The sequence below is a fragment of the Paracoccus albus genome (genome assembly GCF_027913035.1).
Classification (GTDB): domain Bacteria; phylum Pseudomonadota; class Alphaproteobacteria; order Rhodobacterales; family Rhodobacteraceae; genus Paracoccus; species Paracoccus albus.
This window is the reverse complement of the sequence record NZ_CP115775.1, coordinates 2,938,878-2,962,178: the sequence shown is the minus strand read 5'-3', so window position 1 is coordinate 2,962,178 and position 23,301 is coordinate 2,938,878. Positions and strand designations below refer to the sequence as shown.

General features: G+C 57.5%; 19 protein-coding genes and 3 pseudogenes. 7 read left to right on the top strand and 15 right to left on the bottom strand.

Annotated elements, in window-relative coordinates:
- Positions 1-20: 20 nt before the first annotated feature.
- Genes PAF20_RS14845 through PAF20_RS14835 form a run of 3 tightly spaced genes read right to left on the bottom strand, consistent with a single transcriptional unit; the run spans position 21 to position 2,861 of the window.
- The gene (locus tag PAF20_RS14845; RefSeq protein ID WP_271071370.1) at positions 21-1,025 is read right to left on the bottom strand and encodes a YeiH family protein; all 1,005 of its coding nucleotides are present in this window, start codon (positions 1,023-1,025) and stop codon (positions 21-23) included.
- The gene (locus PAF20_RS14840; protein ID WP_271071369.1) at positions 1,022-2,152 is read right to left on the bottom strand and encodes a Gfo/Idh/MocA family protein; all 1,131 of its coding nucleotides are present in this window, start codon (positions 2,150-2,152) and stop codon (positions 1,022-1,024) included. The genes PAF20_RS14845 and PAF20_RS14840 overlap by 4 nt, the downstream gene beginning before the upstream one ends.
- A gap of 7 nt (positions 2,153-2,159) precedes the next feature.
- The gene (locus tag PAF20_RS14835; RefSeq protein ID WP_271071368.1) at positions 2,160-2,861 is read right to left on the bottom strand and encodes a GntR family transcriptional regulator; all 702 of its coding nucleotides are present in this window, start codon (positions 2,859-2,861) and stop codon (positions 2,160-2,162) included.
- Between the two features lie 129 nt (positions 2,862-2,990).
- On the opposite strand from PAF20_RS14835, the pseudogene PAF20_RS14830 reads away from it, so the two are divergent.
- Positions 2,991-3,649: pseudogene (locus PAF20_RS14830) on the top strand (transposase family protein); the annotation flags it as partial.
- 291 nt (positions 3,650-3,940) lie between these two features.
- On the top strand, positions 3,941-4,837 hold the full coding sequence (locus PAF20_RS14825; protein WP_271071367.1) for a calcium-binding protein: 897 nt from the start codon (positions 3,941-3,943) through the stop codon (positions 4,835-4,837).
- A gap of 100 nt (positions 4,838-4,937) precedes the next feature.
- Here PAF20_RS14825 and PAF20_RS14820 read toward each other — a convergent pair.
- Together PAF20_RS14820 and PAF20_RS14815 are read right to left on the bottom strand one after the other, a co-directional pair.
- Positions 4,938-5,455: pseudogene (locus PAF20_RS14820) on the bottom strand (IS5 family transposase); the annotation flags it as partial.
- Positions 5,453-5,599: pseudogene (locus PAF20_RS14815) on the bottom strand (IS481 family transposase); the annotation flags it as partial. The pseudogenes PAF20_RS14815 and PAF20_RS14820, both read right to left, overlap by 3 nt.
- Before the next feature lie 724 nt (positions 5,600-6,323).
- Between PAF20_RS14815 and PAF20_RS18875 the strand changes: the two are divergent.
- Complete coding sequence (locus tag PAF20_RS18875; RefSeq protein WP_353620620.1) at positions 6,324-6,509, top strand: hypothetical protein; 186 nt, start codon at positions 6,324-6,326, stop codon at positions 6,507-6,509.
- Positions 6,510-6,791: 282 nt separating this feature from the next.
- On the opposite strand, the gene PAF20_RS14810 is transcribed toward PAF20_RS18875, so the two are convergent.
- From PAF20_RS14810 to PAF20_RS14785, 6 genes are all read right to left on the bottom strand, one after another.
- On the bottom strand, positions 6,792-7,892 hold the full coding sequence (locus PAF20_RS14810) for a flagellar basal body P-ring protein FlgI (RefSeq protein WP_271071366.1): 1,101 nt from the start codon (positions 7,890-7,892) through the stop codon (positions 6,792-6,794).
- Complete coding sequence (locus tag PAF20_RS14805; protein ID WP_271071365.1) at positions 7,892-8,905, bottom strand: flagellin family protein; 1,014 nt, start codon at positions 8,903-8,905, stop codon at positions 7,892-7,894. Before PAF20_RS14805 ends, PAF20_RS14810 begins: the two co-directional genes overlap by 1 nt.
- A gap of 2 nt (positions 8,906-8,907) precedes the next feature.
- The gene (gene flgK, locus PAF20_RS14800) at positions 8,908-10,362 is read right to left on the bottom strand and encodes a flagellar hook-associated protein FlgK (RefSeq protein WP_271071364.1); all 1,455 of its coding nucleotides are present in this window, start codon (positions 10,360-10,362) and stop codon (positions 8,908-8,910) included.
- Between the two features lie 11 nt (positions 10,363-10,373).
- Positions 10,374-11,735, bottom strand: a complete 1,362-nt coding sequence (locus tag PAF20_RS14795; protein ID WP_271071363.1) for a flagellar hook protein FlgE — start codon at positions 11,733-11,735, stop codon at positions 10,374-10,376.
- An 84-nt stretch (positions 11,736-11,819) separates the two neighbouring features.
- Positions 11,820-12,581 (bottom strand): flagellar motor protein MotB, encoded by a 762-nt coding sequence (locus PAF20_RS14790; RefSeq protein ID WP_271071362.1) that lies wholly within the window; start codon positions 12,579-12,581, stop codon positions 11,820-11,822.
- 68 nt (positions 12,582-12,649) lie between these two features.
- On the bottom strand, positions 12,650-14,242 hold the full coding sequence (locus tag PAF20_RS14785; protein ID WP_271071361.1) for a GMC family oxidoreductase: 1,593 nt from the start codon (positions 14,240-14,242) through the stop codon (positions 12,650-12,652).
- A 156-nt stretch (positions 14,243-14,398) separates the two neighbouring features.
- Between PAF20_RS14785 and PAF20_RS14780 the strand changes: the two genes are divergently transcribed.
- Genes PAF20_RS14780 through PAF20_RS14765 form a run of 4 tightly spaced genes read left to right on the top strand, consistent with a single transcriptional unit; the run spans position 14,399 to position 18,740 of the window.
- Positions 14,399-15,073 carry a paraquat-inducible protein A gene (locus tag PAF20_RS14780; RefSeq protein WP_271071360.1) on the top strand — a complete coding sequence of 225 codons (675 nt, stop codon included), beginning with the start codon at positions 14,399-14,401 and terminating at the stop codon, positions 15,071-15,073.
- The gene (locus tag PAF20_RS14775; RefSeq protein ID WP_271071359.1) at positions 15,070-15,774 is read left to right on the top strand and encodes a paraquat-inducible protein A; all 705 of its coding nucleotides are present in this window, start codon (positions 15,070-15,072) and stop codon (positions 15,772-15,774) included. The genes PAF20_RS14780 and PAF20_RS14775 overlap by 4 nt, the downstream gene beginning before the upstream one ends.
- A complete protein-coding gene (locus tag PAF20_RS14770; RefSeq protein ID WP_271071358.1) occupies positions 15,767-18,091 on the top strand; it encodes an MlaD family protein in 2,325 nt (774 codons plus the stop codon). The genes PAF20_RS14775 and PAF20_RS14770 overlap by 8 nt, the downstream gene beginning before the upstream one ends.
- Positions 18,092-18,095: 4 nt before the next feature.
- Positions 18,096-18,740: a PqiC family protein gene (locus PAF20_RS14765; protein ID WP_271071357.1), complete on the top strand. Its 645-nt coding sequence runs from the start codon at positions 18,096-18,098 to the stop codon at positions 18,738-18,740.
- Between the two features lie 21 nt (positions 18,741-18,761).
- Here PAF20_RS14765 and PAF20_RS14760 read toward each other — a convergent pair whose 3' ends face one another.
- The 4 genes from PAF20_RS14760 to PAF20_RS14745 form a co-directional block, all read right to left on the bottom strand.
- On the bottom strand, positions 18,762-19,547 hold the full coding sequence (locus PAF20_RS14760) for a 3'(2'),5'-bisphosphate nucleotidase CysQ (RefSeq protein ID WP_271071356.1): 786 nt from the start codon (positions 19,545-19,547) through the stop codon (positions 18,762-18,764).
- Positions 19,534-20,871: a TldD/PmbA family protein gene (locus PAF20_RS14755; RefSeq protein ID WP_271071355.1), complete on the bottom strand. Its 1,338-nt coding sequence runs from the start codon at positions 20,869-20,871 to the stop codon at positions 19,534-19,536. The genes PAF20_RS14760 and PAF20_RS14755 overlap by 14 nt, the downstream gene beginning before the upstream one ends.
- Before the next feature lie 132 nt (positions 20,872-21,003).
- Positions 21,004-22,707 (bottom strand): DUF2125 domain-containing protein, encoded by a 1,704-nt coding sequence (locus PAF20_RS14750; protein ID WP_271071354.1) that lies wholly within the window; start codon positions 22,705-22,707, stop codon positions 21,004-21,006.
- Between the two features lie 248 nt (positions 22,708-22,955).
- On the bottom strand, positions 22,956-23,297 hold the full coding sequence (locus PAF20_RS14745) for a DUF2853 family protein (RefSeq protein WP_271071353.1): 342 nt from the start codon (positions 23,295-23,297) through the stop codon (positions 22,956-22,958).
- Positions 23,298-23,301 lie beyond the last annotated feature (4 nt).

Here is a 23,301-nt window from a genome sequence, read left to right as displayed (position 1 = left end):
GACAAGCACTGCCCGACTGCTTACAGCCCAAGCAGCTTGCAGGCGGCGATGATAAAGACACCAAGAAACAGCGTCTCACCAACCAGCAGTGCAATCGGGCGGGCGCCGACTTGCAGCACTTCGTCCAGCCGGGTGCGCAGGCCGACACCTGCAATGGCGATCAGCAACGCCCAACGGGACAGATGCCCAAGCACGTCGCGCAACCATTCTGTTATCAGACCCAGCGATGAAAGGGCGGCAAGCGCCGCAAATCCGACGACGAAACCGGGCAGGATCGGGATGGATGCGCTGTCGCCCTGGTCTCTTTTATTGCGATAGGCGATCGAGAGGATCAGCACGACCGGCGCAAGCATCCCGACCCTGATAAGCTTTACCAGAGTAGCGGTCTCACCCGTTTCGGGCGAGATGGAGAAGCCGGCCCCGACGACCTGTGCGACGTCGTGGATCGTGCCGCCAAGGAAGATCCCGGCCTGATGCTCGCTCAGGCCCAGTCCGGTCGCGATGGCCGGGTACAGGATCATCGCAATGGTCGAAAGCAAAGTGACCCCCATGACGGTAAACATCAGGTTACGCTCGGACCGTTCGGAAACGGGTTGCACGGCGGCAATCGCCATAGCCGCGGAAACCCCGCAGATTGCCACCGCCCCGGCGGTCAGCACCGAAAAGCGCGGCCCCAACTTCAGCAGGCGGCCAAGCGCGATGCCAAAGAAAATCGTCAGCGCGGTAGACACCGTAAGCATCAGCAAGGTTGCAAGCCCAAGGTCGGCCAGAAGCGCGGCACTGATCCTTGCGCCAAGCAACGCCACCCCGATACGCAGCAAGCCGCGAGAGCCAAATGCGATGCCCGGAGCAGCGCTTTCCTCATCGCCCAGAAAGTTCAGCGCGATGCCGAAAAGCAGCGCCATCAACATTGCAGGCGCGCCATAATGCTCGGCAACGAATTGCGCCGAAATGGCGACAAGGATCGCAATCATCAGGCCAGGGGCAAGCTGCCGGGCGTAGTCCGGCCAGTTCCGTCGCGTCATCCTGCCGCCCTTGCCGGTTCGCTTTGCGCAGTCAGGTTCAGGTTAATCGCGCGACCCGTCAGTGCGGATTCCTGCGCAGCCAGTCCCATCAGGACGGCTTGCATCCCGTCGTTCAGCGTCACCTCTGGCAAGGCATCGCCGCGAACCACCTCGGCGAATTTCTGGTGCTGGAAGAAGGTCGCGCCATTGTGGTCGCCTGCCGCAAGCAGCGCGGGGTCGACAGGAATTTCGCGGACATGCGGACCTTTGGGGTTGCGCGGGCTGAGGATCAGTTGCGGCACCGGCGGCACACCCAGATTTGCGGGCCAGAAGCGTCCCGGACCGGGGACAAGTGCCTCTATCTTGCCGCGCGGCCCGGTGGCAGAGATTTCTTCTTGCCAGCGAGAACCTTCGGCAAACATGCACAGATCCAGCATCGCCCTCGCCCCGTTGTGAAAGTCGACGATGACGAAACCATTGTCCCAGACATCCGGCGTTTCATCACCATAACGCTCTTCCAGATGGTTCACCGCCTGACCGGCGCTTGCCATGACGCGAACCGGCTCTGACCCCGTGGCCAGACGCATCAGGTCGAAGAAATGGCAGCATTTTTCAACCATTGTGCCGCCTGAATTACGGTTGAAGCGGTTCCATGCCCCGATTTTGTCAAGGAACGGAAAGCGATGTTCGCGGATTGCCAGCATCTTCAGCCCGCCCGTTGCGGCCTCTGCCTGACCAAGGAAGGCCGCGATCGGGGGCATATATCTATATTCCATAGCGACCCAGATCGGTGCGCCATACCCGTCGCGGATCGCCTCCAGCCGGGCACGATCGGACGGCGATGTGAAAACAGGCTTTTCCACCAGCACAGGAAGCGGTCGCCCCTGCGCGATATGTTCAAGTTGCCCCAAGTGGTCGCGGTTAGGCGAGGCGATGACAAGACAATCCAGACCGGGGCGTGTTAGCAGCGCATCCAGCGAATCGTACATCTCGGCACCGGGTGCGATAGCTGACGCTGCGGCCTTCATCGCCGGATCAGGGTCGAAGATCGCTGCAATCCGGGTGTCAGCAAGAAGCTGGATATTGCGCAGATGCTCCTGCCCCATCATCCCGCATCCGATGATGCCGTAATTTATGGTGTCTGTCATGATCGTCCTATCGCATCCTTGAGATATAGGCGGCGCGCGCGGTGTCAAACCAATTGCGCGAAAATTCGGCGCGGTGATTGTGCTGATCGAAGCTGATCCGCTGGAACAGCCCGGTCTGATTGCCGGCGCGTGGTGCGAATTCGGCAGGCGACCAGTCGGGGACCTTGCCGATCCCGATCTGATCCACGACTCTCGAAATCGCGAGGTTCAGGCGCTTTCGATAGAAGAGATACAGCGATTCCGACAGGTCCTGCGCCTTGAGAGAATTTGCATAGCCAGCGTCCAGCCAGATTTCTTCAAGCACACATGGCACGTCGTTGAGATAGCGCAGCCGGCGGATGCGATAAGCTTCGTCGGAGCTTCCGAAAGCGGGCATATCATCTGCCTTCTTCACACGGTCCAAAGACAGCAGCCAAGCGGTGGGAAGCCCGCCGCCCTTCAACAGCTCGATCCGGAAAAACGCATAGACGCTCTGCGCATTCTGTTGCGCCCTGACGTAGTTCCCCGAGCCTTGGCGGCGTTCCAGCAGGCCCTGCCGGGTCAGATCGGCAAGTGCCTTGCGCAGCGTCCCGACAGAGGTGCCAAGGCTCGTGGCCAATTCACGCTCTGGCGGCAGACGCTCTCCGTCCAGCAGATGTCCGGCGGCTATATCGCGCGCCAGCGTTTCGCTGAGCTGAAGGTAAATGGGCAGTGAGGAATGGGTCGGCATATAGCGCTGCTTCTCCCTGAAAATTGATACATTATTGATATGTTCAGCCCGCTGACAAGAAAAGGAAACTCTTAGGTTTCATATCCATTGATTTCAGGTTTTTGCGTAGTTCAATCTTTGCAAGTAAGCATGGTCGACGAAGAACACCTCAGTGTGACCAACGCCGAGATGGAGCGGCTGAAGCCGTTTTTTCCCCCCAAAGTCCTATGGCACGCCTCGTGTCATTGATTGCCGTGTCCCTAATGGCACCGTCTTCTTTAACAAGAATAACTTGCGCTGGTACGATGCGCCGAAAGAATACGTCCTGCCGAGGACTTTCTGTAATCGTTTGAAACGTCGGCACGACAATGGCGGTTTCGCCCGGGTCATGGCCGCGCCTCTGCGTAAAAGGATAGCGGCGCGGAAGCCAGATCGGCCGAAACAAGGGTGACCTGAACACTAGTTTTCACGCGGTTCCCAATGCCAAGGGGCGGCTAATCACGTTCTGGCCAATCGGGCCCTACATGCGGGCCGGTCAGGTCAGCGATAAGCCGGCGCGGCGGCGCTGCTGGCCGTTCGCGGACAGGAGAAGGAATTAAAAGACGTGTTGAAAGGAGGAGATAGAGGTATTTTGCCCTGCCAGAAAGTCTCGCAAGAAGGCCGCGAAAGATAACAGATGCCGCGAGAAACGGCGCAACCGTATCAAGATCATTTTCGATCGCCTCAAGGAATGACGCCGCTTTACCACCCTGTACGACCGATGTCCCGAGATATTCTTCTCAGCAATCTTGCTTGCCGCAAAGGTCATTCTCTTGGCTGTGATCAAGAATGTCTCGCGACCCTGCCGTCCAGACTGCAAAAATTCGTCCCTTATGCAAATCACTTGCGACCTTGGAAGAGCGGTCCGGATGAGATTGGCGCGGGAACCCGTCCATCGCTAGATAAGGCGAGTCGTGCGATAACGGTTATTTATTCATCTGATCACGGCGATGTGACTAGTTAGAAGCTTTGCGACTTGGTTTCCGCAGAAAACTTTACTGTGAAAAGTTCTGTGTTACCCTCGTGACCACTACTCAAAAAATCAACACGAGGATCACGAAATGGCTATTCTCAATGGGACCCCTGGTTCGGATGAAATACTCGGCACGGAATTTTTTGATATTATAAATGGTCTTGGCGGAAATGACACCATCTTTGGTTTCAATGGTGCAGACCAGCTTTATGGCAACTCCGGCGATGACAGAATCTGGGCAGGTCCCGGTGATACTGGAAACGACAGCATTGCGGGCGGCACCGGAAACGACGCCTTGGCTGGCGGTGACGGCGATGACGACCTTGAAGGCGATGAAGGTAGCGATACCCTTTGGGGCGGCAATGGGTTTGACGAACTTGAGGGTGATGAAGGCAACGACCTGCTGGGCGGAGGTGCTGACAAAGACACCCTGCAAGGAGGCGAGGGTAATGATACCCTCTGGGGTGGCACCGGGTCAGACAAGCTTTTTGGCGATCAAAACGATGGTCATGAAGGTCACGATCTGATGGGCGGCGGTACCGGAAATGATGAGATGTATGGCTATTCCGGAAATGATACGATGTTCGGCTACATCGGTCATGACTACCTAAATGGCGGCAATGGTGATGACGAGCTCTATGGTGGCGAAGGAAATGATGTCCTTACTGCTGGTCTCGGCAGAGACACCCTTTGGGGTGGCGAAGGAAACGACAGGATGTACAGCACGAACAACAGCCAGGATACCTTCGCGTTCGTCATGGGACACGGAAAAGACCGGGTTTACGGCTTTGATCCTGGTGCTGGCAATGGCGATGTCATCGATATCTCGGCGCTTGGGTTGGAAGGCCAACTGTCGGACCTCATTTCAGATGGCACGATTTCAAATAGCGCCGGACATGTGATTATCAAAACTGGGGACGAATCATCGATCACGCTTATCGGTCGTTCAGTTGCGGATCTTCACGAGAACGACATTCTGCTCTGACTCTAGTTGACTGATCCCGTGTTTTGATGGCGTGATCCTTTCATTAAATGGAAGGATCACTGCGGGATAAATTCTTAACGGCCACGTCTAGGGCCATGGCTCATAACCAACAGATGACGGTTGCGGCGAGTTCGATTGTCGAGAGGAAGACCTTTGGACATCTGTCGTATCGGGTTGCGACGCGTCGCCAGTCCTTCAGCCTGCCGAACATGATCTCGATGCGGTTGCGTCGTTTGTATCGGCGCTTGTCGTTCTTCACAGTTTTCTTGCGCTGTTTTCGCCGGGGGATGCATGGGCGTATCCCTTTGTCTTTCAGTGCTTCCCGGAACCAGTCGGCGTCATAGCCGCGGTCCCCGAGTGGCCGATCGACATCCGGTAGGCTGCCGAGCAATGCCCGTGCCCCGATGTAGTCGCTGACCTGACCGGCGGTGACAAACAGGTTGAGCGGCCGCCCCCGGCTGTCTCAGATGGCATGCAGTTCGGTGTTCATGCCGCCCTTGGTTCGGCCGATCAGGCGTCCACGCCCGCGTTCGTCGGGAAAACAGTCCACTGGACTGTTTCCAAATCCTCCGAACTCCCTGCCATGCTGGTCGCGGTCCGGTGCGCTTTCAGATAGCTGTTCAGTCCCGGCATCTGGTGGATCGGATTTAGGATGGATCTATCTGGCTCTGACGTCCATATCTTGCAGATGTATTCGTAGGGCGTGAGGCCGCTGAGTGTCTTGAGGCGGCGCGCAAAATTGTAAGCGGCCACGAAACCGGCAGCAGGCCACAAACCAATATTTCGAGTCTGCAGCCTCCGCCAAAATGGGATTAGATCGATGTTGGCGCGAGCAGAACACATTTTGATGGCGTTCTGAGCTGGCGCTTCAACAACCGGGCTTAGGACAAGCAGAACCCCGCTGGCCCGGCGGCACTGCGCTAAGTGAAGACTACGCAGCGACGGGCCAACTCAGCTCGGTGGGATCAATCTTGAAGTCTGAGGCAGAGGGCGGGCAGGTCCACCACTCCTCGATTGCCAACTTGCTGTCCCAGCTTGTGTTCACATACGAGAAATGTCGCTGGCCACCACCGAGCGCCGTCGCGCCAGGGTAAGGCCGCAACGCGCTGATTGGCTCCGGCACCGCTTGCCCGCCATCGCATTCCTGCCGAAGAACCTGGCCTTCATTGGCGGACCCGCCGTGAAGACGAACCTGACCCGACAGCTTGGCGTGGCAGGGCCAGGCGAGGTGAGCGGCTGACGATGGACGCGCCGTTTGGAAGCTGGGTTACGCAGACGCTGATCGCGGGGCAGACCCCGGATGCTTTTGATGGCACCATGTATCATCAAAGGTGCCATAGATGGCCCAGTCTTTGCTGCCTGCATCAGAGAAGTGCTTGTCCCGAAGATCACCTCCGGGACCGTTGTCATCCTCGACAAACTCGCAGCACATCGGAACAAGGAGGCGGCAAAGGCCCTCCGCGAACACGACTGCTGATTTCTCTACCTGCCGCCATACTCGTCGGACCTGAACTCTATAGAGCAAGCGTCCTCGAAACTGAAAGCCCACCTGCGACGGATCGGAGCGAGAACATTTACCAAAGTCTTCGAGGCAATCGGCGCAACCAGCGATCTCTACGACACAACAGAGTGCTGGAATTACTCCAAAACTGCCGGATATGCCTCAAGTTAAAGTCGAATCGCTTTAATTGGAGCGCTGCGGCTGCGGGTGCGCGACATTTGCTACCAAGTCTAACTTGAGCGGAGGGCCGACATCTGACGCGGGGTTCTGCCGAGCGACTACGTTAACATGTTCGTGACGGTGCCGTGAGGCTCGCCATCTCCGATATTGTAAGAGCCTTATGCGTTTCCGTAAATTTCCATGACTTCACTTTTTCAGCTCCATTCACAGCTAGGGAAATTGTAACTGCAAACGATCCAGTTTTTAACAGAAAACCAGCTCCTTATCCCTCTGTCATTTCACCACGATTTCCGCATGCAATGCTCCGGCCCGATGGATCGAGTTTAGAATATCTACAAGATCCCTTGGCGAAACACCCAAAGCGTTCAATCCGGAAACGACGTCTGAAAGAGAAGAAATGCCTTGAAGCTCTGAGAAACCGGCGCCTTTGTCCTGATCGATATCTACAGCACCTTGCCTGACAATTACTGCTTCACCGTTAGAAAACGGACTTGGTTGTGATACTATTGGTATATTGCTGACCCGCAAGGTCAAGTTCCCCTTGGAGACTGCAACTTTTGATACCCGGACATCTTCTCCCATCACAATGGTGCCGGACCTGTGATCGATGACGACCCTGGCCTTGGCATCAGTTTCGATTAGAATATTCTCAATGCGGCTGAGTATACGTGCGGGATTTACATCGCTAAGCTTTGTCAGATCCAGCGATACTGTGCCGGCATCTGTCAGCATCGCGACAGAGCCGATCCCGCTATGGTTGATCGCTGCCTCGATGCGAGATGCTGTTGTAAAATCTGGCTGATTGAGTGCGAGTCGAATATTGCGAAGGTTAGAAAAATCAAAATTGACCTCGCGCTCGACTCTTGCTCCCTGCGGAACTGATCCGGAAGTTGGCACGCCGTGAGCCAAGGATTCGTCCTCGGCATTCGCTGACACACCGCTGGAAATGACAGACCCCTGTGCGACCGCGTATATGTCACCGTCAGCTGCAATTAATGATGTCATTATTAGCGTGCCGCCCATCAAGCTTTTCGCGTCACCGATGGCAGAAACGGTCACATCTATTTGCGAGCCAGACCTAGCAAAGGGGGGAAGGACAGCTGTTACCATCACCCCCGCTACGTTTTTTGGACGGAATTGATCGGCGCTTACACTGACGCCCATACGTTCAAGAAGGGTCGCCATGATATCCTCAGTGTATGGTGTGTTGCGCAGGCTATCGCCGCTGCCATTCAACCCCACAACCAAACCATAGCCGAGCAGATCATTCCCACGAACACCATCAAACGTGACAATATCCTTCAGCCGGACAGTGGCGCTCTGTGCCGACAAGGCCATCATGCATGCCAACACAAATATGATTGAACGACGCATCAAAGATAGGTCGCCAAACTGAGATTAGATAATCGCGCTGTTACAGCATAAAGCGCCCTCAGTTGCGCCTCTGCCTGAACGAGTTGGCTGCCGACCTCGTAACTGTCGACCGATATCAGCTCTGTTCTCTCGATCTGCAATGTGTTGATTTCACGCTCTAGCCTTATGCTCGCTTGTTCGATTGCGTGCTCGACCGAACCCAGGCTCGCCATTGAGAGCGAAAGTGCCGCACTACCTTCAAGCAAAGATGAGCCTCCAGCACGCATCAATTCCGCTTGTTGATCCGGGCGTTTGTAAAACGCGCCTCGCGAAACCAATGCACCTATTGTGAGACCTAGAAGTACTTCTCTAACTCCCTCTTCATTTGCTGTCTGTGTAAAGCTAATTGTCTGGGATGGGCCGACACCATGCATTGAATAATCGCGGACAGAACCTTGATAGAAGTTTTCGCCGACATTTCCGCTCACGGTGTCATCAGCAAACCATTCGCGCAGCTGCATCAATGTCTGCTCGGCGGTCTTCGCACCAGAGGCCGACGCCGCCGCTGCTTCAATGATTTTCTCGGCCGGTTTGATTGGGGCAATGTTTGCCTTGGTTCCTGACAGAAGATACCGCCCACCAAGACGGGTATTCAGTGAAGCAATCACGTCATCCAGTTGGCTTTCAGCAATCGAAGCGACAGAGCGTCTTAGTTTATCCGACGCCAAGGACACATCACTTTGCATTGCGATACCTTGGGAATCCGCAATCTTCTGAATATTTGAGAAAGCAAGCTGCATCGCCTTTGCGGCCGTTTCCGCTTCCTTGACGTTTCTTTGGTATGCCTCCGCCGACTGTATGGCGTGACTTAGTCTGGAAAGATCGAGCAAATCTCCACGAAGGTGCTTTGGAATATCCTCTCGAACCCCGGTTGTCGTTTCGCTGGACAAACGCTGGATGTCTGTGCGCAGCGCTAAATTTGAGCTGCGCATCACGATAAACTGCGAAAGGTCACCGATTGATGAAAAGTTCATGATCAAACCCTCAGAATTTGGTCTAGCATTTTGTCGATGATCTGAATCACTTTCGCGTTTGCAGCATAGGATTTCTCCAGTTGAAGTAGCATTTCCATTTCACGGTCACTGTCGACACCATCGGTGAGAAGTGCAGCCTGAAGCGAAGAGTTCACTGACTGATCATGTGCCTGTTTTTCCTCTAGTGTTACCCGCGCAGTCGATATTTCTGAGAAAAGGCTGGCCGCAAATTCCATGAGGTTTGGCGCTTGAACATGCTGATTTTGTGTTTCCGTCTGTGAACCCGACAACATGCGACCAAGCGACTGAAGTATAGTGCCATCACCGACATCTCCCGGACTAACGGCCCCTACACCATTCCTTATTCGCCACAAGTCACCGCCTTGACCAGGATCAATAAGGGGGTTCACTCGCAGATTGCCGGCCAGACCACTATGATCGTTCGGGCTGTAATTGCCCCTTCGGTCACTGAATAAACCCGACCCGCCGGGCCGAATGGTCGGATCGGCGGATTGCGCGGCAAAAACGTCGTGAAGACCAGTCGCAAAGTTATCCAGCGTGTTCTGAGCGGCAACTGTGTGATGGTCGCGGATCATGAAGAGTTCGGAAAGCGAGCCACCTGAAAGGTGCGAAAAGTCGCTTGGCGATGCGGGGGTGCCATTGAGCCAGACAGTTCGAGCCAGCGGGACAGGATGTTCAGGCTTTGGCGCAGTTGCTTCCTTTGCCTTGAACTCCAGCTTGGTAGGTTCTTTGCCGTCCAAAAGAACCATTCCACCCTTAGAATAGATGGCGACCTGCCGGTTGTCCCTTTGGATGGTCTGAATGGGCAGTTTGCCAGATACTCTGTCGATCACAGCGCGCCTGGTATCGGCCAAAGAGGCGGAGTCACGACCATTCGCTTCTGCCACTATAATCTGCCGATTGAGCTTTGCGATCTGCGATGGGTCAGAGTTTATTTCCTGAACTTGAAGATATATCTCGCGATCTGCACTAATCCGGGCATTTTGGATCGACGCGCTTATGTCGTTGATTTTGCCAGAGACCTGATGTGCTGCATCAAGCACCGCCTCCAAGCGCAAATCGCTATCGGGCCGACTTCCGGCCGAAATCAACGTTGTTTCCAGCCCCGCCAGATAGGACGAAAGCGAGTTACCCTTCAGAGGTTGGCCGATAGCAGCTTCGATTTGTTTGAAGAAGCCAAACGATGTCGATGATTGGGCCAGAGATGCATTAGCTAGCCGCAGATCGGCCAATAGCGATTCAGAGATGATCCGGGTTACTCGTGTGACTTGTACGCCCCCCCCGTTTGCCGACAACAACCGAGGCGAGAGTTCCAATTCGCGCCGCGCATAGCCCGGGGTCAGGGCATTTGCGAGGTTCGTTGAAACCACCTCGGTTCCACGTGATGCGGCGGTCAGGCCGCTGATAGCGTTATTGAGCGCGTTGGCGATGCTCATATCACATTCACTCAGCGTTTGATGTTTGTGGTTTCCTGCAACATCTCATCGACAGTCTGGATGACCTTTGCATTTGATGAATAGGCGCGCTGTGTCTGGATCAGATCGGTCAATTCGGCTGCGACATCTGTGGTGGACCCCTCACGCGCATAACCGACGATTGCCCCGGTCGGTCCGTCACCAGCGTCCCATAGAAAGAAGGATCCGGAATCAGGTGAGACCTGATAGGTCTGGTTATTGAGGGAAATTAGCCCGTTGGGATTGGGTACGTCGACGAGCGGGATTTGGTAGATGGTGCGGATAAAGCCGGTATCATATGTCGCGCGTATATAGCCGTTTTCATCAACCTTGATGGCCGTCAGGTTGCCGACGGGAGAGCCATCCTTTGAGATATTGGTTGGCGCGAAATTGTCGCCAAGTTGTGTGAGGCCATTCGGATCACCCAACTTGCCGATGGTTACGGTCATCGGATCCCCTGCATATGTGTCCGTCTTTCCGACCGTCAGCGACAATGTGCCAGTCGCGGGATCGTAGTCTGGATGGGCTGAACCGCCGGTGTTCTGAACCTGGGCGAGCGTTCCGCCGCGTGTCTGGTCATTGGCAAATGTCAGCGTCAGAGTCGCGATAATACTCTCATCGGCAGCAGTCGTCGGATCGTTTGCGGTCGCAGAATCGCGAAGCTCCAGCGTCCAGGTGTTGGACATTCCATTCGTATGGGAGGTGTGGGGTGTGAAGCTGACATTCAGGGCCTCTGACGTGCCGAGGTTGCCGAAATATTCAATTTTTGAAGTGAGGGCGTCCGTTGTACCGCCAGCTTCCGTTCTGGTGGCTGGTAAGTTGATCCCAAGCGACATTTTGCGGGTGGGATCGCCAGCCGTCTGGTTGGCATTGATGACGACCGGCTGAAGACCGCCCATTGTATCACGGGGCATCAACGGGATCGTGCCATCTGCATTTGCCGGCCAGCCAAGAAGGACGAGACCGGATTCCGTGCGAAGTACCCCATCGGCGTCCGTTCTGAACGAGCCGGTGGTCGTCATCATCATCGGCTGATCGCCGAACTTATTGTCGATGGAAACCGATGGGACGACCGGCAACATACCGCGGCCAGAAATGGCGAGGTCTGTTGGGTTCGACGTGGGCACCAAGGTGCCGCGCTGATCGATCAGTCGCGCCGTTGAGGCGCGCACGCCCCCCGCAGAGTATACGCCCGCACCGCGGGCCTGATTGATGACCATCCCTTCGAAATCAGCGATGACGCGCTTGTAACCGAAAGTGCCGGAATTCGAGATGTTATCCGAGATCGTGGCAAGTCGGGTCGCATTCGCTGCAAGTCCCGCAACACCGGCGTTCAAAGAAGAAGAAATGGACATTCATGTACCCTTTTATCTGAGTCTTGCACCGCAAGCTGATCGATAGTCGTTAAGATCGCGCTAATTGCAGCGACGGCAGCCTGACTAGTTCAGTAAAATGACCTCTATCCGGTTGTTGGATGCGCCTGTCGGATCGGCTGGCAAGCTGTGGCGATCCGCTTTTCCAGTTACTCGCTGAACCCTTTTCGTCGAAAGCCCATGACCCTCAAGCAAGGTGCGCATTGCATCGGCCCTGCGGGTGGACAGCGTCCAGATCGGCGAATCTGCCAGGACCGCGGGGTAGGATCGGACATGCCCTGCTATCGCAAGCTGATTTTCGGTTCTGGAAAGGACACGCGCGACAATTGTCGCCAGTTCGCGGGCCGTCATGGTCGGCTTGTCAGTTTCTTCAACGAATAAAGGCGCATCCGCCAGATCGCCGAGGTCGATCACGAGCCCTTCATCGGTGACACGCGTTACCACATGGCGCAGAATATTCCGTCTCTGCATAGATTCGGCGCCGATTCCGGCCAGTTCATCCTGAATCTGCGTATGCAGATCATCAACCGCATCAGCTTCAGGATCAGCGATGTCTTCGTGCGTCGAGCCGCTGGCATCGCCAATCGTTGCGCCTGCGCCACCTGTCCCGGAAAGCGTTCGGACGATTGTCGGATTGAAGTAATCTGCCAGACCCTCACGCTGCTTTTCTGTCGTAGCGTTCAGCAGCCACATCAGCAGGAAAAAGGCCATCATCGCGGTCACGAAATCAGCATAGGCGACCTTCCACGCGCCGCCGTGGTGGCCGGATTTTTCAGACAGCGTGATCCGTTTTATGATCACTGGTGTATTCGCGCCCCGGTCGGCCATCACATTTCCCGTTCATTCAACGTTCGATGAAGGGTCGCGCAGCCGGGCGCTGAAACCAAGTTAACAGATCAAATGCCGGATAATCTCTCCCTGATCAGGTCGGCCGCCTTTTCCGCGATCATGATGGTCGGGGAATTCGTGTTGCCCGAGGGGATGCGCGGCATGACAGATGCGTCGACCACACGAAGGCCCTCGACCCCGTTCACTTTCAAGTCAGGATCTACAACGGCTTCCGGGTCGCTTCCCATACGCGCGGTGCCGACAGGGTGGAAGATGGTCGAACCGATCATTCCGGCAGCATGTGCAAGCTCTGCGTCGGTCTGACTGTCGTTTCCCGGTCGATACTCCTCTGGATTGTAGCGGGCCATTGGGTCGGCGGACATGATCTTTCTTGTCAGGCGGATTGCGTTTGCTGCGGTCATGCGGTCGGAATCCGCGCTCAGGTAATTGGGCGAGATCTCTGGTGCTTGCATCGGATCGTCAGAGAGGATGCGCACATGACCACGGCTGTCCGGCCTCAGCGGCACGACCGAGGCCGTAATCGCCGGGAAAGCGTGCAGGGGTTCGCCAAAGGCATCAAGGGAAAGCGGCTGAACGTGATATTCCAGATCGGGCGTCTCCATATCGGGGGTTGAGCGCGCAAAGCAGCCAAGCTGGCTTGGTGCCATGCTCATCGGGCCAGAGCGGAAGAAAGCATATTGTCCGGCGATCAGCGCTTTGCCCAGAAGCGTGGCGGCCATGCGATTCAGCGTTTTCGCGCCACTGACCTTGTAGACACATCTTATCTGAAGGTGATCCTGAAGGTTCTCGCCCACGGCCGCATCGCGTATTACCCCTATTCCGTGATCCTGAAGAAGTGCCGCCGGCCCGACGCCCGACAGTTGCAGAAGCTGAGGGGTGCCGATTGCACCGGCGCACAGGATCACTTCACGCGCAGATATGGTCTCTGTCTGCCCGTCTTGCGTGACCTCGACCCCGGTTGCACGATTGCCGGAAATGGCAACGCGACGGACATGGACATTGACCCGGAGGTGAAGATTGGGCCGCTTCATTGCCGGGCGAAGAAAGGCTTTGGCGGTGGAGACACGCAGGCCGCGCCGCTGGTTGACCTTGAAATACCCGACGCCCTCACCAATCCCGTCGTTGAAATCATCGACCTGAGGGATCCCGACGCTTTCGGCGGCACGCGCGAAGTCGTCAAGCACTTGCCATTTCAGTCGTTGCGCCTCGACCCGCCATTCTCCGCCGCGGCGATGGTGTTCGCTGTCGCCTGCAAAGTAATCCTCGGACTTCAGGAAATAGGGCAGGACGTCGTCCCAGCCCCAGCCGGTGCACCCTAGCTGCCGCCAGCCGTCATAGTCGCGTGACTGACCGCGCAGATAGAGCATCCCGTTGATGGAACTACATCCGCCAAGAACCTTGCCGCGGGGGTACAGCAACTCTCTGCCATGCAGTCCGGGTTGGGGCGCTGTGCGAAAGCCCCAGTCGGTTCGCGGGTTGCCGATGCAATACAGATAGCCGACGGGAATATGTATCCAGTGATAGTTATCGCGGCCACCTGCCTCCAGCAGCAGAACACGCGTGCCCGGATCGGCCGACAGGCGGTTGGCCAGCACGCAGCCCGCACTGCCCGCGCCAACGATAATGAAATCGTAGTCCATGACCCCTCCTCGTCCCGGATTTCGCCACTCTGCCCGGTCACGCGGCGGAATTGAAGCATGTGGCATCTGTAACCGCGAACGCGCAGTCACGCTTAAATCATCAGGCTCATGGTTCCTTGGCCTTGATGGCGGCGCAGTGAGCCGTATTTTATTCTGATGTTGCAACCGGGTGAATATGACATGACCACCGGCGAGGGGCTGATCGCCTGCCCCCGTTGCGATGCGTTATATGTCGAGGAAGAGCTTAGCGACGGTGAAACCGCCCGTTGTCTGCGCTGCAACACGGTGCTGGCGCGTCCGCGTGCTGGTGCTTTTACGCAGATCATCGCACTGGCGATTACCACAATGGTTCTGATGGTCGGGGCGATTTTCTTTCCTTTCCTTGAAGTCTCGCGAATGGGGCTGGGCAACAAAACATCGCTTTTCGGTGTGGCGATGGCCTTTTCCGAAGGCTTCATCGCGCCGCTGACCGTTGGGATATTGGGAATGGTCGTGGCGCTGCCTGCGCTCAGGGCAGGATTGCTCGTTTACACGCTCTGGCCGCTTGCCCGCGGCAAACGCCCCTATGCCGGTGCCGCGAGAGCCTTTCGTCTGTCAGAGCAGATGAAGCCCTGGTCAATGGCTGAAATTTTTATCATCGGGACTGCGGTGGCGATGGTGAAGGTCGGCGGGCTTGCAACGATCAGTTTCGGCCCAGCCTTCTGGGCGTTCTGTGCGCTGATCTTCGTCAGCCTTGCCAACAAGAGCTTCATGTCCTCAGCAACGATATGGGATGCGATCGAGGATGGGGGCCTGCGCACCGATGGGCGTGAAATGGTGGGGTTTGAATGACGCAGGCAGCCGAAGCCAATCAAGATGCTGCACAGGCGGCAGGGGCCAGACAGACCCAAGCGACTACACTGACGTCGCATCGTGCCGGGCTGATCGGGTGCCGCAGTTGTGGCCGTGTCTGGCCTGATGACACCAAGGAATGCGCAAGATGCGGCGCGGCGCTGACGCCCCCGGATCGTCGCGGTTTGCAGGCTGTCTGGGCATGGCTGCTGGCAGGAATGGTTTTCTATATCCCGGCCAACCTGATGCCGATGATGAGCACGAGGTCGCTTGGCGGCCTGGGCGGCAGCGGTGACGCAACAATCATCGGCGGTGTCTTGCAGCTTATTCACTATGGCGACTGGTGGATCGCCCTTGTGATATTCATCGCATCGGTCATGGTGCCGATCGGCAAATTCATCGCCATTATCTGGCTTGCCATCGTGGCGGGTAAGCCCGCGACCATCGAAGATGCACATAACCGCCTGCATATTTTCGAGGTTGTGGAATTTATCGGCCGCTGGTCGATGATTGACGTTTTCGTCGTCGCAATCCTCTCGGCGCTCGTGCAGCTTGGCTTTTTCGTGTCGATCAAGCCGGGTCCTGCTGCGGCGTCATTTGCGCTGTCGGTTGCATTCACCATGCTCTCGGCGCAAAGTTTCGATCCGCGCCTGATCTGGCGCGGCTTACCCCTACGTGGCCGGAAGGACGTTAATGAGTGATAGTTCTGCCCCCCGTCCGGCAAGCCCGGCGCGACGAACGGCTGCCAAAGCCGCGCAGGCCGGCTTTTCGCTGGTCTGGCTGGTTCCAATTCTTGCACTTGCCGTAACGCTTGGCCTTGCATGGAACGCCTATTCCGGGCGAGGCGAGGTGATCTCTGTTGAGTTCAGTGATGCCACGGGCATTGTGCCGGGGGAAACGTCACTGAGATTCCGCGAAGTGACCGTCGGTGAAGTCGAAAGCGTCAGCTTCACCGATGATCTGCGCAATGTGCTGGTCAATATTCGTGTAGAGCCCGAGGTCGTCGAATATATCGACACAGAGGCAGAGTTCTGGATTGTCCGGCCTATCGTTTCTGCGCAAGGCATATCGCGTCTGGATACCGTGCTTTCGGGGGTGTTCATCGAAGGGTTCTGGGATTCCGATGCCGGAGAAAAGGAAACCAACTTTGTCGGTCTGAACCAGCCGACACTGGCGCGGCTGGCCAGCGAAGGCACATGGTTCGTCCTGTCATCCGCCGGTGCAAAGGGTTTGGCCGAAGGCGCGCCTGTGACATTCCGGGGGCTGGAAGTAGGTCGTATGCAGAACCTTCGGCTGTCGGAAGAAGATGAATCCGTGCTTGCGGATGTGTTTATCGAGGCACCGCACGACAAGCGCCTGACCTCTGCCAGCGTATTCTGGGATACGTCGGGCTTTTCGGTTTCGCTCGGTGCACAGGGGTTGAGCCTTGACGTCGCCTCGTTATCGCAGGTGGTTCAGGGCGGTGTTGCCTTTTCTACAATGGCCGCAGGCGGCCAGCCGATTGAGGCCGGGCATCTGTTCCGATTACAGCCCGACGAAGAAGCCGCGCGCGCCAGCCTGTTCGGCTCTGCCGAGGATGACATTCGCCTGAGTATGCTGGTGGACAACGACCTGAACGGGCTGACCACGGATTCCGATGTGGAATATGAAGGGCTGGCCGTTGGCCGTGTCACAGAGCTTGGCGTCGATATCGATGAGAACCGGCCTGAGGGTGAAGAGGTCAAGCAGCGCATTACGTTCGTCGTTGCGCCAAGTCGTCTGGGGCTGGAGCCCGGCGCAACGCAGGAAGAGGCGCTTCGCTTCTTCGAAGACCGCGTTGCTGGCGGGTTGCGCGCGCGTGTGTCCTCGTCCGGCTTCCTTGGCATTTCGAAGGTGATCGACTTGGTTGATCAGCCTATGTCTGCGCCCGCCGCGTTGGACGTTGCTGCCGAACCCTATCCGATCATCCCATCCATCGCGCCGGAGGTATCGGACCTTGGCGCTTCGGCAGAGGGGCTGTTTACAAGGCTCGGCGGTCTGAACCTTGAAGGGCTTTTGCAATCCGCGACAAATATGATGGACGCCATCACGCAGGTTGCGGCATCGCCCGATACGCAGGCCATTCCGAAGGCGCTGCGCACGGCACTGGATGACACGCAGGCGGCCGCCGCCGATATTCAGGCCATGACGTCTGAGCTTCGCGAGGCGAATGCGGCTGCGAACCTTTCTCGCGCTTTGGACGAGGCGGCGCAGGCTGCCGAAGCCGTGCGTCTGGCTGCTGCTAATGTGCCGGAAATGGTTACGCAAATGGAAGGTGCTGCGGCTGCAATCGAAGAATTCGGCTTTGCCGAAATATCGACAGAGGCCGAGGGCGTTCTGGCGGACCTGCGTCAGGTCGTCGGCACCGAAGAGGCACGGCAGTTGCCCGCTGATCTGGCCGCCACGCTGGAGGCAGCTTCAAGCGTCCTCGAAGATCTGCGAGAAGGCGAAGCCGCAGCAAATCTGTCCCGTGCTCTGGACGAGGCGGCGCAGGCCGCTGAGGCCGTGCGGCTTGCCGCTGTCGATGTGCCCGAGATGGTCGATCAGATTGATGAGGCTGCGGCTGCGGTCGAAGAATTCGGTTTCGAAGAGATTTCTGCACAGGCAGAGGGGATACTTGCCGATATCCGTGCCATGCTGGGCACGGAAGATGCCGAACAACTGCCACGCAACTTGTCGGACACGCTTGAAGCCGCCTCTGGCCTGCTGAACGATCTGCGGGATGGAAATGCGGCAGGCAGCTTGAATGAAGCGCTCGATTCAGCGCGGGTCGCAGCCGATGAGGTGGCCGAGGCCGCGCAGACCCTGCCCGAGCTGTCCGAACGCTTTCAGCGGCTTGCTGCGCGGGCAGAGGTTGTCATTGCAGCCTATGGCGGTGACAGCGTCTTTAACCAGCAGGCCCGCGCCATGATGACAGAGCTTGGCCGCGCAGCCACTGCTTTCGGCTCGCTGGCACGCACAATAGAACGTAACCCACGCGCCTTTATTCTGGGACGATAAAGACATGAACAGGCTAACAAAAATTGCGGCGATCACATTAACTGCCATCGGGTTGTCGGGCTGCGGGGACGGCACCGGAACCGCACGCTATGTGATTGATCCGCCGGCATCGACGCAGTTCACCGGCGATCAGCTTGGCGCGACAGAGCTGAAAGAGGTGTCGCTGCCGGATTACGCCGCTGCCGACGAATTGTCGTGGCAGGGCACTGACGGGGCCGTACGGTCGAGCACAAAGATCCTTTGGGCGGATAATCCCGAACGCGCTTTCACGATCACGCTTGCGCGCGCCATTTCGGAAATTTCTGGCGGCTCGGTCGTGCCGGAACCATGGCCGTTCCCCTCACCCCCACAGCACAGGCTGGATGTTCGTGTCGAGCAGGCTTTGGCTGCAAATGACGGCTATTTCCGCTTGAAGGGCCGCTATTTCGTCGCTGCCGAAGGCGGCGGTGCGGGGTCTCATCATACCCGTGTCTTCGATATCGCCGTGCCTGTCGATCAGGATAATCCCCAGGCGGTGGCAAATGCGGCCTCTGTCGCGATAACGATGCTGGCAGAGCAGATTGCGGCACTCGGTGGCCCCGGCACAACGATTGTTGCTACCGTTCCGGGCGGTGGCGATCCTTACGCGGACCTTCCGCCGTTGTTCTGATAGCGGGGCTCGGGCGCTGCTTCAGCGCCCTTCAAGATGCGCCATGAATTCGGCGTGAAGCGTCGGTCCCGCAATCACCAGCCCATCCAGCATGGGCTGCGGATTGTTGAATCGCATGGGCCGACCAGTCATGGTGGTTACGCTGGCCCCCGCTTTTTCCGCAATCAGGCTGCCTGCCGCGATATCCCATTCCCACGCTGACCGCAGCGACAGCGTCGCGTCAAACCGACCCTCCGCCACGAGACATAACCGCCACGCAAGCGAGGGTCGGAAGCTGCGTTTGAACTCTGGCGGATTGCCTCCCTTCCAGAAAGCGGGCGCAAGGGAGGCCTTGGTCGTAAGCACGTCGGCATCGGGCATGGCTGCCTCGCTTACCCTGATCGCCTTGCCATTCAGTGTCGCCGCGCCATTTTCATGTGCGGCATAGGTCAATCTCTTGACGGGAAGATGGACAACGGCGGCGACGATCCTGTCACCACGCGCGATGGCGAGGGAATGCGAAAACCCTTCTTGCCCATCGATAAAGGCACGGGTGCCATCAATTGGATCAATGATGAAGCAGTGTAGCGCATCCAGCCGCGCCGGATCATCGGGACTTTCTTCGGACAGCCAGCCATATTCGGGCCGCGCGCCTAACAATTCGCTGCTCAGGAAATCGTTGACGGCAAGATCAGCCTCGGTCACGGGACCTGCGCCAAGATCCTTCTCCCAGGTCACGGGTTCCTGCCGCCAGTAGCGACGCGCTATCTCTCCGGCCTTTTCGGCGGCCGAAACGAGCAGCTTCAGGTCTTCCTCAGGCGCCGGCAACGGTCATTCCTTCAACCAGCAGGCTGGGCACACGAACCGCGCGCCAGTCACGAGCGTCATTTGCCGGGGTCAGCCGCATCAGCATATCGCGCAGATTGCCGGCAATCGTGCATTCATTGACGGGATAGCTGATCTTCCCGTTCTCAACCCAAAACCCAGCCGCACCGCGAGAGTAATCACCCGTTGTAGGGTTAATGGAAGAGCCGATCAAAGATGTGACAAGCAACCCTCGCCCCATATCGGCGATCAGCTCGTCACGGCTGTGATCCCCTTCGGTCATGCGGATGTTGGACAGCCCCGGTGCCGGTGGCCCGCCCAGTCCGCGCACCGCACTGGCGGTGCTTTCAAGCCCAAGCTTGCGCGCTGTCGCGAGGTCAAGGGTCCAGGATGTAAGGAGGCCGTCCCGGACGATGTCGCGCGGCTTCGTCGGCAGGCCTTCAGCGTCGAAGACGCGGGAAGAGGACATGCGCGGCAGGTGCGGATTCTCTTGCACTGTGATGCTTTCGGGGAGAACCTGCATATCCATCGCATCGCGCAGCCAGCTTGCACCGCGCACAATGGCTGTTCCGTTCACCGCAGAAAGCAGATGCCCGATCAGCCCCGACGAGATCCGTTCGTCGTAGATGATCGGAAAGGCACCGGTGGGCGGCCTGTGCGCACCTGACCGGGCGACCGCGCGTTCACCGGCGAGCTGGCCGATTTCCTCGGCTGAGGGCATGTCTTCTGCCCAGATGCGGCCCTCGCCTGCGTGATCACGCTCCATCCCCGGGCCCGAACCGCTGATTGCGGTGCAGCTTGTGGCGTGCTGGCTGCGGCGGTGGCCGCCTTCGAAACCATTGCTCATCGCCAGCCAGCTTTCCCTGTGTGAATAGCTGGCATTCGCGGATTCAACGGTCCTGACGCCGTCGACGGAAAGCGCTGCAGCCTCTGCCCGCAGGGCGCGGTCTTCAAGCGCGGCGGGGTCGGGGGCTTCGCTGGTGTCGAACTGCTGAAGATAATCGCCTTCGGTTTCGGTGGCGAGCTGATCGGTGTCGGCAAGCCCAAGGCTATCGTCGACCGGTGCCGAACGCGCCATCGCCACCGCGCGCCGGGCCATAGTCCTAATTGTGTCCTGGCGGTGATCGGCACCGGAAACGCTTGCCTGCCGTCCGGAAATCAGCACCCGCAGACCGATCTCCACCCCTTCCGCGCGTTCGGCATGTTCCAGGCTGCCGTTGCGCACATCAATGCCGGTCGCAGCAGCACGAATGGCCATCGCCTCGGCCTCTTCGGCCCCTTCGTCGCGGGCCGCCTGTAGCAGGGCATGTGTCAGATCTCGAAGCATGTGGATCCTTGGTGGGCGCGGAAAAGTGACATTAGTGTTAATGGGCGGCAAACAGTCTGTGACGCAACCCCGAAACCGAACGGGCCGCCACGACTGAACGCGACGGCCCGCCTCATTATTCGGATGGCAGGTTTACTTGACTTGCTGACCGTTTGCAAAGATGGAGCCACCTTCGCGGAACTCTATTTCCGAAGTCATGACCTCGGCATTTTCGGGGTCCGGCTTGGCGAACATGGCCAACATCATGCGAACACCCATCGCCTGTTCCTGCGGCATCATGCCAGCTTCGATCAGCTTGTCGAACAGCGCGTTGATACCTTCCAGGCGGCCATTGATAACGCCAACCGGCGTCGTCATGTTGCCGCCCTCCGGGCTGTTCAGCTCACCCGTGGCGGAGACACTGGCACCAAGTGCCGAAATGTCGACGTTGTTGATCGAGACAGAGTTGAACTCTCCCGGAGCGACAGAAGGGTCGGACATTGCGTTCTGATCGGTCAGGTCGACATCCAGCGTAGCGGTGCCGGACACGTCGATATGGACGTTCGCCGGATCACGCGGCAGCGCCGACTGAGGGTCGAACATTGCCCAGATGCTGTCGGACAGTGTCAGGCCGGTCAGCCCATAGACGAATTTGAATGGCTGCGGCTCCGCCGCAGAAACAAGCGGCATCTCGATGTTGAATTCGGCACTGTCAGAGGCGTAATTGATCGGCATTGGCATGTCAGGCAGCGTCGCATCCACCGTGGTCGCACCGGACGTGCCTGAATAGCCAACCATCCCGTTCGCCATCATAACGTCAAGAGCAAGGTCCGCCGACTTTGAGGCGATGGAAACGGTCTGCATCGTGCCTTCGTCATTCGTGCCTTCCATGTCGACCTGAAAGTCAAGATCGCTTGCGGTCATGTCGCCGCTGATATCCAGACCGGCCTTCAATGCGCCGGTCAGGTCCGGGCCAAGCTCGGTTCCGGCGGGGACATTCGTATCGCTGTTATATGCAATATCCGAGATGGTGCCGGAAATGTCGGCGCTCGCATTGTCGTCGGCGAAATCTACCGTCAGCGCAACTGAATCGGCGGCGCCGGTTTGAACCAGTTTGAACCCGTCGGTGGAATCTATCCGCTCGGTACCTGTAAAGTTGGTGATCGTCGCGGTGAGGGGGGTTTCATATGTCATGCCATCGGTGCCGATGACACTGTCGACGACCACTTCCATCGTCGGGAAGGCAAACTCATAGAGGTTTGCGCCGCCGTCATCGTTCACTGTGATGGTCTCACCCGGATTGGTCGCGGTGAAAGCGACTTCCACGGTGCCCATTTCCTGGGTTTCAGCGTCATCATCGTCCGAGGACTGATCGTCCGCCGCATCAGGTGCCGTGGTCTCGGCATCGGCTGCATCTTCTGCTTCGCTGCCACCTGTGGTGTCGGCATCCGCGGCATCGTCCGTGGCCGCATCTTCGGCGGCGGACGTGGTATCATCTGTCGCATCGGGCGCCATGGTCGCGTCGTCTTCATCATCGTAAATCGGCGCTTCGAATGATGCTGTACCCGTCCATTCGTCGGCCATATCGACGGTGACGCCGCCGTCGCCCGTGGCCGTCAGCACCAGATCGCCCAGTTGGGCGTCAATTGATCCCGTGTCGTCCGACTGCGAAAGCGAAAGACCGCGCACCGTGACGGTATCGCCTGCCTCTTCGACGTCTTCGGTCGTGACCGTAAGGCCCATCGTCTCGTAATAGGTGCTCAGCTGCTCCCACACCGAACCCGGTGTAATTTCGGCAAGCGCGGGTGACGCTGCGAGGATAACGCCAAGGGCTGTAGCGGTGGAAAATCTGGTCATTGGGGTCACCTTCTGAACAAAAATGGAGTGCTATTCGGGCCTGTAACGCATGAAAACGTCGTTGGGTAGCAAGAGGTCTTACTGAAAACTGTTGATATTATCGTGACATTTGAATCGGTTTTCCCTTTTCATCACTGACCAGAAGAGGTTGGGACGGCATCCGCCGCATCCTGGCTTTGGATAGGGAAGAGAGTTGCAAGCGCCAAGCGGGCCGAAACAAAGGCACTTCCGGCCCGCATGTGGCTTTATCAGTTGTAAGCAGCTTCTTTGTTAAAGTGCTTCGTCAGCATATAGTAGACGACGGCGCGATATTTGTTGCGGTTCGAACTGCCATAGTCTGACATCACTTTTGTGATCGCCTCCATCAGAGCTGGTCCATCCGGCAGCCCGAGCTTCTTCATCAGGAAGTTGTTCTTAACGCGCTCAAGCTCGGCGTTATCGCTGGCAGCGACCGTCTCGCTGTCCGCGTTATATATAGAGGGACCGCAACCGATGGTCACTTTCGTCAGCAGATCCATGTCGGGCGTCTGACCCAGCTTTTCCTTGATATCTGCGGCATATTTTGCGATCAGCTCGTCTCGCTTACTCATTCAG